The organism is Cellulophaga sp. BC115SP (assembly GCF_009905545.1).
GTDB lineage: Bacteria > Bacteroidota > Bacteroidia > Cytophagales > Spirosomataceae > Flectobacillus > Flectobacillus rivi.
In genome coordinates this window covers 294,429-308,938 of record NZ_JAAALB010000001.1, presented here as the reverse complement: position 1 = coordinate 308,938, position 14,510 = coordinate 294,429, and the positions used below count along the sequence as shown (strand labels likewise).

The window sequence follows — 14,510 nt, the reverse complement described above, 5'->3', positions numbered from 1 at the left end:
GCTTTAGATGAAAAAGTGCGAAAATAAATAGAAACCTCATCTAAATTCTTTACTTGTTTATATATTTGTGCTTTTATCTTTTTGAGTAAATAGTAGCCTATTTAAGAATACTACGAAAAAAACTCCTATAATAAATCATATCAAATGAAAAAAGCACTTTTAATTTTAACCTATTTCCTTTCTATTATAGTTCTCAGTTGTAAAACTCAAGAAATTATACCAGACCAAGGTTCTCTTTTTATTGCTGTTAAAGATCAGTATGGAAGAAATGTAAGTGGAGCAGAAATTACAGGAAATCCCATTATACCTCAATCTAATACAGATAGTTTTGGCTCTATTTTGGTGAAAGATCTCAATGTAGGTACTTATGAACTTATAGCTAATAAAGCCCAATATGGAAGTGGAAAGGCTGTTGCAGTGGTGAAAAGTAAAGATGTTACCTCTGTAAATATCAGTCTTGAGTATGGGGTTTTTGCCTCTTTTGCTCCAATAGTTAAGATTGAGTTCCCAGTTCAGCCTGCTAACTATGCAGTTGGAGAGAGCATTCTGTTTAAAGCTTATATAAAAGATAATGATACCCCTTTTGAAAAATTAACTATCAGATGGGAGAGTAATTTGGACGGTCTTATTAGCGAAAGCGGTGCTGATAAAGACGGTATTAGTACTTTTTCAACCACAAAGTTATCAGCAAATAACCATATTATTAGATTGATAGTAAAAGACCAATCTGGTAATATCGGTCGAGATTCTATCCTTGTTTCTACACTTTCTCCTAAGGAAATTAAGTTAGAAACACCTAGCAAATTAGATGGAAGTATCGTATTGAATTGGTCAAAATCTACTGAAAGCGACTTTAAAGAATATAGAATTTATAGAGCGAACGAAAATTGCGAAGAATATTCAAAATCACTGATTGGAGTAGTTCAAGATGCGTCAAAAAATACTTTTACAGATACTCGTCCTCCTTTCAGTACGAAGTCTTGTTATTTTGTTGAAATTATCACGAATACATTAAGAACTAGGAGAAGTAATCAGCAGCAGGTAGAGTATCCTGCAGGGTTATTTTTTGAATATACGCCCAAAGATGTTGCGATTCATCCTACAAAACCGTGGTTGTACCTTTCACAGCAAGATAAAGGGATTGTGGTTGTTTATGACTATGAAAAATCTCAAGTGGTGACAGAGGTAGCCACGCCTAGACACTCAGGCTACTTGTTGGTTGCGAATAATGGTAATGGCTTAAACCTTTACATTCCATCGTATAACAATTCCCTAAATATTTTTGATGCCAATACCTTTGAGCTCAAAAAGAGCTTGTTGACCACTGCACCAGCCACAGATGTTGCTGTAAGTGGAACAGGTGATGTTTTTGTGACGCAAAATAATCAATGGACAAATCCTATTGTTTCATTTAATGAAGAAACGGGTTTGATAAATGGGGGAACTAATAGTTATAGTTGTATTTACGGTGGCGCAAGATTAAGAAAATTACCGAATCAAAATACGCTAATGGCTATTAGTACAAGTATTTCACCGACTGATATGGATTTGATTTTTTATGATAGCCAAGGAAAGCTGACAAGTTGCAAGGAGGATTCTCAACACGGTGATTTCCCTTTAGATCCTAATATCTTTTGTGTTTCGCCCAAGGGCAATTATGTATTAACCTCTTCAAGTGGTGCTGCGTATTTAGCGAATGAAAGTATGAAATACTTAGGTTCATTAAGGGGTAATGATGCGCTTTATTATTCAGATTTTGCATTCAATGCTGATGGGAGTGTGTTTTATGGAGCAACGAGTAATAGACAGTCTATACAAATAGGAAAATATCCAGAACTAACTCGTATCAACGAAATACTCTGTAAAGGATTTCCTTATAAAATATTTGTGAAAGGCAATAATATTGTATCCTTGAGTAGAACAGCATTAAATGCGGGTTCCACAGCAGTTGAAGTTGTGAAAATTCCGTAATTTCTCAGGTTTTGCTAGAATTGAATCATCTACAATTTAAGCATCAAACCCTTTTGAGATGTAGTGTGTTAGTTTTTTATAAAAACTATTGCTGTTGGTAGGCTAGTTGGATAAAACTTCAATTAGGGCGAAAAATCTAAATCCCCAAAGTCTTCTTGGCTTTGGGGATTTGACTTTTAACACATTATACCTTTGTTGGGATTATCTCAAACAAACTCAGTCGCTCTCCAAAAATTCAGAATTTATTCAGAATCTAATCCTAATTTTGAATATGAAAATTCTCATCATAGAAGACGAAAAAGAATTGGCTTACGCTATGGGTGCCTATCTTGCAGACGAAAATTATCTGTGTGAATTGGCGTTTACTTTGGAAGATGCCCGCCAAAAACTGGCCTGTCATACCTATGATTGTGTATTGCTCGACTTGATGTTACCCGATGGTAGCGGACTTGATTTGCTGGCAACGATGAATCACCAGCAGCGTTTGGAGGGTGTGATAATACTTTCGGCCAAAAACTCGGTTGAGGATAAAGTGAAAGGATTGCAGTTAGGAGCGGATGATTATCTCCCGAAACCTTTCCACCAATCCGAGTTGCTGGCGAGAATTTACTCCGTCATCCGACGAAAGAATTTTAATAACCTCAACAATGTCCAGTTTGAGGAAATAGAAATTAATCTTTTGTCAAAAAACGTAAAAGTCAAGGATCAAGAAATCAATCTGACTCGTAAAGAATTTGATTTATTGGTATTTTTTATCAGTAACAAAAATAAAGTTATCTCCAAAAGTGCCCTCGCCGAATATCTTTCGGGCGATATTGCCGATATGTTTGATAATCATGACTTTGTGTATGCACATATCAAAAATTTAAAGAAAAAACTGCTTGAAGTTGGCGGGAATAATTACTTGAAAACACTCTATGGTGTAGGCTATAAATGGGAAAAATGACCAAACTCCTCGATAAGCCCCTAAAGGCATTTACGATTTATGCTTTTGCGATTCTGAGCTTGAGCATTCCTGCCTATTATTGGGTGGTAGAAACAGTTTGGCAAAAAGAATTAGACGAACACAATCTGATTATCAAAGAACGTATCGTTTCGCAATTGCAAAATTTGTCGCTCACCCAAGCACAATTTGATAGTGTTACTCACATTTGGAATGTATTGCAGTCTGGAACTAGGATTCTTCCCGAAAGACAACACTTCAAAAAGTCGGATAGTACCTATTTGGTCATGCGCAAGAATAAGCATAAAAAGCATACCGAAGTAGATCGCTTCAGAGGTCTAGCCAGTCATATTCATTTTAAGGGAAAGCGGTACAGCTTATGGATTGAAACCAATGTAGAGGAGGCCGACGAAATCGTATATATTATCTCGGTGGTGTCGTTGTTCTTTTTTGTTCTATTAGCCTTGGGTTTTATTTTCTTGAATAGAACTATTGCCCAAAAAGCTTGGCGTCCTTTTGAAAAAACATTAGGACAGCTCAAAAGCTTCGACCTGTCTGCAACTGAGACCATCGACTTTGAGAAAACCGAAATACAGGAATTTGAAGACCTTCATAATACCCTTCAAAAGATGCTTTATGCGGCTATTAGTGCTTACAAACAGCAAAAAACCTTTATCGAAAATGCCTCGCATGAGTTGCAAACACCTTTAGCAATATTAAGATCAAAAGTAGATTTGTTTTATCAATTACCAGAACTCAATGAGGCTCAATTACAGGTGCTTGAAGGTATCGAAAAGCCGCTTGCCAGAGTTTCTCGTATTAATAAAAACCTTTTGCTCTTGGCAAAAATCGAAAATCACCAATTCGAAAACGTAGAAATACTAGATATCGGAGGTATGATAAATGATATTTTGGAGCTTTTACAAGATTATGCCGAAAGCAAAAACTTAGCGATTCAGGTACGGCTGGAAGCTCGTCCAGATATTAAAGGGAATAAGTTTTTGATAGAAACACTTTTGTATAATTTATTGACCAATGCTATCAGATATACATCAGAAGACGGTGAAATAGTCATATTTTTAGATAGTCAGCAATTATCTGTTCAGAATACAGGGATAACATCCTTAAATCCTGCACATATTTTTCGACGTTTTTCGGTATCCTCCTCCGAGCAAGTAAGTAGTGGATTGGGGCTGGCCATTGCCAAAGAAATTTGCCATAGATACAACTGGAAAATGGAGTATGCCTTTGATACGAATAAGCATCAATTTAAAGTTTGTTTTTAGCTAATTATAAGTGCTGAGTCAACATTATAACGAAAGTTTCTATTTTGTTCAAACAAATCCCCATTTATGGTTTTTAGGTGTAGCTTCAACCCTTGCAGTTGCGATTTTGAATGTGGTAACTGCAAGAGTTACCACTACACCAATATTATATTAAATTAATATGCTCTAGGATATTAATATTAGGCATTTGGCTAATATTTGAAGCGAATAAGACTATTCTGCTTAAAGCACATTGCCAAAAGCCCCCAAACAATTTTATATGAAAACATTAACCTCTCTCATTCAAAAACTAACATTATTAAGCTTGATGATGTGGCTTGGAAATGTCGCTCAGGCGCAGGTTACGTCTGTGAGTATTTCGGGTCAAATCAAGCATAAGACTAATACAACTGTGTTGCCTTATGCCAATATTATCTTGAAAACTGCCAAGGATAGCGCCTTCGTGACAGGAACAGTCTCGAATGAGGAGGGACGTTTTACTTTGACCAATGTAAAGCCCAATGATTATGTTTTGACGGTTTCATTGGTTGGATTTAATGTTGCCAAACAAAAGATTTTCGTAGGAAAACTTTCCGCATTCTTGGACTTGCCCGTTATGGAACTTAGCGAAAATATACAAACTTTAGGGGAGATAACCGTACAAGGAAAAGCCGATGAAGTGAGTGCCAAAATGGACAAAAAGGTATTTTCTATTGCCAATAATATTTCGCAAAGTGGAGGCTCGATTTTGCAAGCTATGCAAAGCGTACCAGGTGTGACAATCGAAAGCGGAAAGGTATCATTAAGGGGCAATGACAAGGTGACTATCTTAATAGATGGCAAACAAACGGCTTTGACAGGTTTTAACGCCCAATATGGTTTGGATAATATTCCTGCCTCGAACATCGATAAAATTGAGGTAATTAATAACCCTAGCTCCAAGTACGACGCCAACGGTAGTGCAGGGATTATTAATATCATCATGAAGAAAAATATTAAGCAAGGCTTCAATGGAAAATTGGGTTTAGCCACGGGTTTGGGTGCTCTTTGGCAGCGCCAAGATAACTATCCTGATGTGCGTCCGCAGTACACGATGACGCCCAAAATCAATCCATCGTTGGCATTAAATTACCGTACCAATAAAATCAATGCTTTCGTTCAGGTAGATAATCTTTACACGCATACGCTCAACAAAAACGAATATACCACTCGTACTTATGACGATGGAACTGTCATAAAACAACAATTAAAACGTAATCGCGATACTAACTTCTTTAACTCAAAGGCGGGCTTTGATTGGTTTCTGGATAGTCAAAATACCTTGACTGTTTCAGGCTTATTTGGCACTGAAAAAATCTTAGATAATGGCGATGAGCCATTTTTTAACGGAGATTTTAGCAAAAGACTACGTTTGTGGACATTCTTGGAAGATGAATTGAAAACTACTGCTATGGCAACACTTGCCTATCAGCATAAATTTCAAGACCCTGGGCATTTGCTGAATTTTGGTTACAATTATACCTTCCACCGTGAGGATGAGAAATACTTTTTTACCAATGCTATGCCGACTTTTACGGGTAAAGATTCATTCAAATTACTCTCTGATGAAACGGTTTCAGATTTTAACTTAGATTACATCAAACCGCTCAAATTTGGAAGAGTAGAAACAGGCGTAAAATATCGTAAACGTGATATTCCGACCAATATGCAGTTTTTCCCTGGGGTTAATTCTCCATTAGATTCTTCGGCGGGTGGACCAGCAACCTATAAAGAGTCTATTCCTGCGGTTTATGGAAATTTGGTTTTTGAAACTCGAAAACTCGAAGCCGAAATTGGCTTGCGTATGGAATATGTATCGGTAAATTATCAGGTGAGTCCGACACACAATACATACAAAAGTGATGGATATTCGTACACACAACCTTTCCCGAATGTACGTTTGGGTTACAAAATCAGTGATAATCATCAGTTAACTTTCTTGTACAATCGTCGAGTAGACCGCCCCAATGAGGTAGATATTCGTGTTTTTCCGAAATATGACGATGCAGAAATTATCAAAGTGGGTAATCCTGCCCTCAAGCCACAGTTTACCAATAGTCTAGAATTAGGTTATAAAACCAGTATCCCACAAGGTTATTTTTATACCTCATTGTATCACAAAATTGTAGACGGAACTATCACTCGTATTTCGAGCACAGTGCCTAATAGTACCTTGATTTATGCCATTTTTCAGAACGTAAACAAAAGCTATAATACGGGAATAGAGATGGTATTTAGCAAGGAAATAGCTCCTTGGTATTCGTTAAATATCAATGCCAACGTTTACCGAAATCAAATCAATGCTTTTGCTATTTTGAACCTTTATCCGACCCCACATATATCGAGTTCGGATGAGCAAATGTTGGTTTCATGGAATACTAAATGGAACAATATCATTCATTTACCCAACAAAACGGACTTACAAGTTTTATTCACCTATTTGGCGCCAGACCTTATTCCACAAGGACGCATCCAACAACGTTTTTCATGTGATGTAGGCTTGAAAAAGTCTATGAACAACGGTAAGCACGAGGTGTTTGTGAATGCAACAGATTTGTTTAACACGATGAAAATTAAGAAAACGATCAATGGCGATGGTTTCAAATACAATAGCGCAGATTATTACGAAACACAAGTTATTCGGGTAGGGTATAATTATAAGTTTTAACGAGCTATCTGCTTCATGATTTGGGAACAAAAATGGAGTAACAGTTTAATATAAAATGGTATCTTTTAATGAGCGCAGTAGGTATAACAAATGGGTATATCTACAGCGCTTTTCTACAATTCGAAATCAATTAAACCTCCCAGTTTGTCCAGTGGAAGCCCATACCAATATATCCTCATTTTTTACTCAAAAATAAGTATAGTCATACATTTGAAAGCTTTATTTTTAAAAAGAGAGTAGAAAATTAGAAATCTATGTAAATTTGTTAACTAACAAATATCACCATTATAAAAAACCGCTACTAACACTTTTACGGTATATACCTATCTAATGCTAAACTCATCTGAAATCCCATTAAATGATACCTTTAAGGCGATACTCGATAGTTCACCTGAGAGTTTTGTATTACTTTCTGCCAACCATTCTGTTATTCTTTTTAATCGTACTCTTCAACAAACGATTTCCCGATTTTTCAATAAAGCACTTCAAATAGGCGATGATTATCACGACTATCTCTTTGAATCCACAAGGCAGTTATATGCCGAAAGTTTTCAGAAAGCTTTAGGAGGGGAGATTACAATCGTTCAGAATGAGGCTATTGTTGGTGATATTACCATTTGGCTTGAGTACAAAATGAATCCCGTTTATGATGCAAACCATGAGCTTATTGGTATAGCCTTATATATCAAAAATATTGACGCTCAAAAGAAAGCGGAATTAGCACTTGAGTTAGCAAACACTACATTTGAAGCGATTTTTGCCAACAATACAGAAGGATTAATCCTGATTAGTAAGTACTTTAAAGTGTTACAATTTAATCATGCAATTGCTCAAAGGCTATTTGAAAATATTGGTAAAAAAATCTATGTTGGAGCTGACTTTCGTGAATTTATTTATGCCAAAGAACCACAGCAATTACTAGACTTATTTACGCTTGCGTGTGAGGGACAAACGATTGAACAGGAAATGCTCACGAAAACGGCTTATGGTGAGGAAATATGGTTTACTGTAAAAATGTACCCTGTTTTTGATAAGCATAAACAATTACTTGGTGTAGTGGTGCAGTCGTTTAGCATAGATGAAAAAAAGAATGCCGAAATCTCTATGCAGGAAAGCGAAATGAAGTTCCGTCGTATCATTGAAACAGCACCTATTGCCATTTTGATCGTTAATGATCAAATGAAAATTACCTTGAGTAATCCTGAGACTGAGAAGATTTTTGGTTATACACATCAAGAAATTATGAATCAACATATTGATTTGCTGATACCTTCTCGTTTTAAAAATACCCATCATTTGCACACTGCCGAGTACCTAGAAACACCAAGAATGTATCACATGGGAGCAGGAAGGTTTATTCCTGCTATTACAAAAGATGGCAAAGAATTAATTGTAGAGGTTAGTCTCAATTCTTTTATTGTTAATGGTAAACAGTTAGTGTTAGCCATGATTCAAGATGTAACCGCTCGTACTCAAAACGAAATTCAACTAAAGGATCAAGTGCAGATTTTAGAAAAAATTGCATGGCAACATTCTCATGAAATTCGTCGACCAGTGGCTAATATCAAAGGTTTAATAGACCTCATCAATATGGATTATGAGGCTTTTCGTTCGATTCCTACTTGGACTTTTCTCGAACAAGAAGTAGAAACACTAGATAAAGTGATTCACAAAATTGTAGCAGATACCTACCGAGATTATAAAGGAAAAAAATAATAGAAGACGTAAAAAATTACTAGTTCAAGATCAAGTCTTGGACTAGAGCGATTCAGTTCTAAAACCATCATACCTATGAAAAATCTACTATACTTATTACCTTTCTTTGTTTTACTAAGTTGTAAAAAAACGGAAGATATTGCTGAAGCAGTCACGATTAATGACCCTATTTTTGAAAAAATGCTTGTCACCAAAGGAATTGATTCCGACCAGCAAGTAAATGGGAAAATATCAAAAATAGATGCCATGAAAGTGGATACCTTACTGATTCAAGGAGATGTTTCAAACATTACTAACACCATTTCAAACCTCGCAGGAATAGAGGAGTTTGAAAACCTAACATATCTTGATTGTTCCTACAATTCCTTATCCACTTTAGATTTGAGTAAAAACCATAAACTGACTTATATAAAATGCTCAGGTATTCAAGAGTTGATTGCTGGTGTAACCGACTATAAACAAATCCAAACCATACAATTAAGCCCCTTCGCCAATCTCCAAAATCTTAATTGTGCCTATACCAATATTTCAAATTTAGATTTCTTGAATAACTCCACTCAGCTTAAAGTCTTGAATTGTACAGGAAGTAGTTTAAGCTCGTTCAATGTATCTCAACTGACAAATCTAGTGGAGCTTTATGCTTCATGGATTATGTATAACAAGTTGGAATCAATTGATTTAAGGCAAAATACCAAGCTACAACAATGTAAATTGCAGATTTATGGACTTAAATCTATTTGTGTTACTTCTATAGATAAAATTCCTGCGAATGGATGGGAAAAAATGCCCACCACAAACTATGTTAATTGTCAATAATGCCTCGAACTAGACAGTTGTAGCCTCAGTACATCCCATCATTTTTTCCAAAAAAATCAATTTAGTATTGCGTATTTAATTTTTTACTCTACATTTGTAGAGTAAATTCTAAATATATAGAAATGAAGCTTTCAGAGACTGAAGAAAAACTGATGGAATACCTTTGGCAGAAGGAAAAAGCCTTTATGAAAGATTTACTAGAGGCATATCCTGACCCCAAACCAGCCACGACTACCGTAGCAACTTTATTGAAACGAATGATTGATAAAGGATTTGTGGCATATCGCGAATACGGAAATTCGAGGGAGTATTACCCACTTGTATCCAAAGACGATTATTTTACGAAGCACGTAAAAGGACTCATTAAGAATTTCTTTAACAACTCGGTAGGACAGTTTGCGTCCTTCTTTACTCAACAAAGTGAAATGAGTACAGAAGAATTAGAAGAATTGAAAAAAATCATTGATGATCAACTTCAACAGAAACAGCAATGACACTCTATCTACTCAAATTTTCAGCCTGTCTGGGTTTGATATACCTATTTTATAAACTATGTCTCGAAGGTGAAAACTTTCATGTGTTCAAGCGCTATTTTTTACTCATAGGATTAGTCTTGAGTACGTCGATTCCGTTGATTTCATTCGAGATTCCATGGTATCAAGAACATGTTATGGAAATAGTTCTACCTATAAAAAATGCAAATGCGATTGATGGGAACATACCTACGATTGAGCCAATTCAACCGAGTGATGAGCCTACAGTCGAAATGCCCATTGGGTTCTACATCTATGGTCTAATACTAGGAGTGATGTTGTTCAGATTTTTGCGAGGACTGTATCTGATTACTCGCAAAGCTGTGAATAACGAGAAGCTAATACACCAAAATGCTCATTTGGTATTGATTGAGGAGAAAATCGCTCCGTTTAGTTTTTGGAACTACATCTTTTTAAACAAGTCCATTTATCAAACCAAAGGAATTGAATCAGATATTCTTTTGCATGAATTGACTCATGTAAAGCAAAAACATACTTGGGATATTCTTTTCGTTGAGGTATTTCTGATAGTTTTTTGGTGGAATCCCATCTTGTATTTGTACAAAAAAGCCATTCAATTGAATCATGAATTTTTGGCTGACAGAGAAGTTCTCGCTCATACACAGGTACCGACCTATCAGCAACTTTTACTTCAAAACGTCACAGGTAATGCTCTTTATTTAACAAGCAGTTCAACCTTTTCTATTACTAAAAAACGTTTTCTTATGATGACACATCACACCTCCGTAACCGCACGTATCTTGCGTGGCGTAGCTTGTTTGCCTTTAATTTTGGTATTAATTGCTGGATTTTCAGACTGGTCTTTAGGGCAAAAAAACGAGAAAAAGATTCAGAAACCAATGCCTGTAGCAATTGATTCCAACAAAGTGAAATATTTGGTTACAACCTTTTATCCAAGTAAACCAAATAGCCGACATGAAATAATGAAAACCTATGCTGAATTAACTCAGGAAGAACGAGAAACCCTGAAAAAGCCGAGCTATTTACCCTTCGAACGACCAACTGCTGAAATGCTAAAAATCTGGACGCACCCACGTTGTGGTATTTGGATTGATGGAAAACGTGTGCCATATCAAACGCTAGCGAAATACAAACCTGAAGACTTTTCAAATTACTTTGTCAGTCGACTTTTTAAAAATGCACAAGTAGGTCAACGGAAATACCAAATTGACTTAATGACGAATAACTATTACGAAAATGTTTACAAAAAAGAAGCTTTGGCAAACCCTCATTTCTTTAGTAAAACTGGTGATGGAGAGGATAAAAAACTTCTAGGAATAGTGTTGGTAAAATAATGAAAATTTGAAAAGGGATTCGAAAAGGAGTAATTTTCCTTTCGAATCCCTTTTCAAATTTCTAACCAGTTCTTCAGATGAAAATAGTGATTATTATTTTAGTTTTAAACCTCGTAATAAACCTGATTGCCACCTTTTCTTTTGCTGCACGTATTGCTGGCATTCGGACAGGCAAGATAGCTTTGGCATTTTCGCTCTTCAATATTCTCAATGTAATTTCTAGAACTGCTAATGGTTTTCAAGCCCCATTACTTGCCAACTATGTAGAGAAAACCATTGATGCTGATTTGGACAATACAACACTTATTTTTAGGATGATATTGTTGTCGTTTACCATAGCCACGGTCATGGGCATAGTACTGACTCCGAGTGTCCAGCGAATATTCCACCGTGCGATTTTGGAGTTTTATCAGGTAAAGACTTTCGGGAAAATGATGGGAAGCTTTCTAAGAAAAGAACAATTTTGGCAAAAGGTCAAATCTTATTCTGTTCTGCCACAATGGACTAATTGGAGGATGTTGCAAGGACAAGAAAATTATCCTTGGAAGATTTTTATTCTCAATATGCTGGCTACAGCCATTCTTTCTGTTGGGGTTATTGCTTCCGTTTATGCAGGATATTTGAACCCTACCTATAGAAGTACCGCCAGTAATTTGTCCGCACTAATCAATGGGTTTTCTACAATCATTTTGTTTGTTTTTATCGATCCATATTTGTCTATTTTGACTGACCAATTTATGTCAAAAGAAATAAGCGAGAGCCGATTTCGTTTCAATATCTCTTTTATGATGATTTCAAGATTATTGGGAACGGTATTGGCGCAAGCACTTTTGATTCCTGCCGCACAGGTTATTGCGTTTGTGAGTAACCAGATGTGATTTGGAATAGTATTGATAATCAGGTATTTTAGTTACAAACTTCTTAGATGATAGCTTTATCTCATCATTTACATACCCTCCACATAAACCTTTATTGCTATGAAAAATCTATTTGTAATACTATCGGTGATGACCCTTTGGAGTTGTCAATCTCAAAAAGAAGATTCCAATAAACAAAAAGCAGAGGCCTTTGTCAAAACCTACTTTGAACACTTTAACCGTCATGATTTTAAGTCAATGGCAGCGATGTATGTCGACTCCGCAGATTTTAAGGACCCCTCTTTTGGTAATGGTACTGTTAAGCAATCACAGCAGCAAACTATTGCTAAATATACCGAACTAGCCAAAATGTTTCCAGATATTCGGGACAGTGTTATTAGTGTTTATCCTTCAGATTCGAACCATATCATAGTAGAGTTTATCTCGAAAGGCTCTATGCCAAGCAATACTTTTGAGTTACCCATCTGCACGATTTTTACCTTACAGAATGGAAAAATCACAAAGGATTTTACTTATTATAACAACCAATGAGATTGCAGATTTGAGATGGCTGATTTCGGATTAAAAGGTATCAGCATTCTAACATAGTAGCAGCATAAAAAAACACCCTTCTCTAAACTTTTTAGAAAAGGGTGTTCATGAAATCCGAATTCAAAAATCTACAATCCGAAATAATTAGTATGATGGATTCTGCACTAAGTAGCCTGGAAGGTTAGATGCACCGTCGATGGCTGTTTGTGGAATTGGGAAAATACGTTTGTTGCGGTCTGTATTTGTTTTTTCAGTCCAAGTATCTTCGTATTTACCAAAACGAATCATATCTGTACGGCGAAGCATTTCCCAGTAAAACTCAAAACCTCTTTCACGATACAATAAGTCTAATGACATACTTGTCAAGGCTGGAGGAGGTGTTGCCGCTTTTCTTGATGCACGAACCGTATTAACATCCGCCAAAGCCGAAGCGGCATCGTTACTCTTACGCAATTTTGCTTCAGCACGCATCAAATACACATCTGCCAAACGTAAGATTACAATATCAGCATCTCCTAAGTTACGACCTGAAGTAGATTTCTTCGAGAATTCGTATTTTTCAACACGGTAACCAGTTGAGTAATCAGAACCTGCTACTGTAAAGTCTACTTTTTCCGTAAAGATTACTGGAGTAGTTGGACGGTTACGTGTGTCATTGTAAAGTTTACCTACCTTCATTTTTCCATCTGGACATTTCAAGAATACCCCATTTTTACGAATCAAACCATATTGTTGACCACGCAAAATACCACGGTTGATATTAAAGCTCTCAGCCGTTACACATGAGTCAGCAGGGTTTGAGTAAATCGAAAGGTTTTGCTTGTAAAAACGTGGATCAACGCTAGGGTCTTGCGAGCCATAAGCATTTACCCAAGTACGATAGAAATCAGAAGTAATGGCAGGTCCATCAGTACCATTTGCCGCAGGGAATGCTGGCAATGGGAATTGGTCACCCGACAACGAGAAGTATGCCAAACGGTTATGACCATTCAACTCGGCACGTTGGTCAACAGCAAAGATAATTTCTTTGTTGCTATGGTTATCGCTATTGAAAATTGAGAAATAATCTGGTGATAATTGGTACTGATTTGAGTTAATGATTTTATCAGTGTACTCAATTACTTTGTCCAAATCGTCATTCGAGAAAGTTACAGTCTGTGCTGTCACATTACGATAAACAGCAGCATTTAAGTACAAACGAGCCAATAAACCCCAAGCAGCAGCTTTGTTCAAACGACCAGGACCTACTGTAGTTGAAAGGTTTGGCTCAATTGCCAACAATTCTGATTTGATATATTCTACTGCTTCAGCACCACGGATTACTTTCGAAGTTTCACCAACACTATTTTTTACAAAAACAACACCAAACAAATCCAACGTCAACATTGAGTAATAGGCACGCATACCACGTGATTCTGCCAAGTACAACTGAGAAGTTGCATCTGTCTTACCTTGAAACTCATTGATAGCTGAAACCGAACGAGAAATACCTTGTAGAATAAAGTTCCAAGTGTTTTTCAAGTTTGGATCTGTACTGGTTTGTGTATGCTGGTGCAAGGCTAAATAAATACCATTGTCACCCCAGTCTGTACCTCCACGGTAAGGCAAAATAGCCTCGTCTGTAGAGATTTCTTGAATAGCAAAATAGTTAGTATGTAAAAATACACTTGGTAATAAAGCATATACAGGTGCTAAAGTACCATTAGCAATATCAGCATAAGAAATACTCGGAGAAAAAGATTCGTCTAGTACTTGTTCTTCGAGGTTAGTACAACTTTGACTTGCTATCAAAGAAGCTAACAATGAAAGGAATATAACTGGTTTTTTCATGTTT

The 14,510-nt window shown here is 36.4% G+C and carries 11 protein-coding genes; 10 read left to right on the top strand and 1 reads right to left on the bottom strand.

All coding sequences use genetic code 11. The annotated features are described in order from the left end of the window. Positions 1-144: 144 nt before the first annotated feature. The 10 genes from GVN22_RS01275 to GVN22_RS01230 all read left to right on the top strand — a co-directional run bounded on the left by GVN22_RS01275 (position 145) and on the right by GVN22_RS01230 (position 12,676). Positions 145-1,971 (top strand): YncE family protein, encoded by a 1,827-nt coding sequence (locus tag GVN22_RS01275; protein WP_166549249.1) that lies wholly within the window; start codon positions 145-147, stop codon positions 1,969-1,971. A gap of 271 nt (positions 1,972-2,242) precedes the next feature. Next, a complete protein-coding gene (locus GVN22_RS01270; protein ID WP_166549248.1) occupies positions 2,243-2,917 on the top strand; it encodes a response regulator transcription factor in 675 nt (224 codons plus the stop codon). Then, positions 2,914-4,200, top strand: coding sequence for a HAMP domain-containing sensor histidine kinase (locus tag GVN22_RS01265; protein WP_166549247.1), 1,287 nt, complete (start codon positions 2,914-2,916; stop codon positions 4,198-4,200). The genes GVN22_RS01270 and GVN22_RS01265 overlap by 4 nt, the downstream gene beginning before the upstream one ends. 259 nt (positions 4,201-4,459) lie before the next feature. Next, entirely contained in the window at positions 4,460-6,886 is a 2,427-nt protein-coding gene (locus GVN22_RS01260; RefSeq protein WP_205690744.1) for an outer membrane beta-barrel family protein, read from the top strand. Positions 6,887-7,216: 330 nt separating this feature from the next. Then, entirely contained in the window at positions 7,217-8,602 is a 1,386-nt protein-coding gene (locus tag GVN22_RS01255) for a PAS domain S-box protein (RefSeq protein ID WP_166549246.1), read from the top strand. Positions 8,603-8,677: 75 nt separating this feature from the next. Next, positions 8,678-9,418, top strand: a complete 741-nt coding sequence (locus GVN22_RS01250) for a hypothetical protein (protein ID WP_166549245.1) — start codon at positions 8,678-8,680, stop codon at positions 9,416-9,418. 122 nt (positions 9,419-9,540) lie between these two features. Next, positions 9,541-9,912, top strand: coding sequence for a BlaI/MecI/CopY family transcriptional regulator (locus tag GVN22_RS01245; protein ID WP_166549244.1), 372 nt, complete (start codon positions 9,541-9,543; stop codon positions 9,910-9,912). Further along, entirely contained in the window at positions 9,909-11,267 is a 1,359-nt protein-coding gene (locus GVN22_RS01240) for a M56 family metallopeptidase (protein ID WP_166549243.1), read from the top strand. Before GVN22_RS01245 ends, GVN22_RS01240 begins: the two co-directional genes overlap by 4 nt. A gap of 77 nt (positions 11,268-11,344) precedes the next feature. Then, positions 11,345-12,145 carry a lipid II flippase Amj family protein gene (locus tag GVN22_RS01235; protein ID WP_166549242.1) on the top strand — a complete coding sequence of 267 codons (801 nt, stop codon included), beginning with the start codon at positions 11,345-11,347 and terminating at the stop codon, positions 12,143-12,145. A 99-nt stretch (positions 12,146-12,244) separates the two neighbouring features. Next, on the top strand, positions 12,245-12,676 hold the full coding sequence (locus GVN22_RS01230) for a nuclear transport factor 2 family protein (protein ID WP_166549241.1): 432 nt from the start codon (positions 12,245-12,247) through the stop codon (positions 12,674-12,676). Positions 12,677-12,820: 144 nt separating this feature from the next. Here the strand turns inward: GVN22_RS01230 and GVN22_RS01225 are convergent, their stop codons facing one another. Next, on the bottom strand, positions 12,821-14,506 hold the full coding sequence (locus GVN22_RS01225; RefSeq protein ID WP_166549240.1) for a RagB/SusD family nutrient uptake outer membrane protein: 1,686 nt from the start codon (positions 14,504-14,506) through the stop codon (positions 12,821-12,823). Positions 14,507-14,510: the final 4 nt, after the last annotated feature.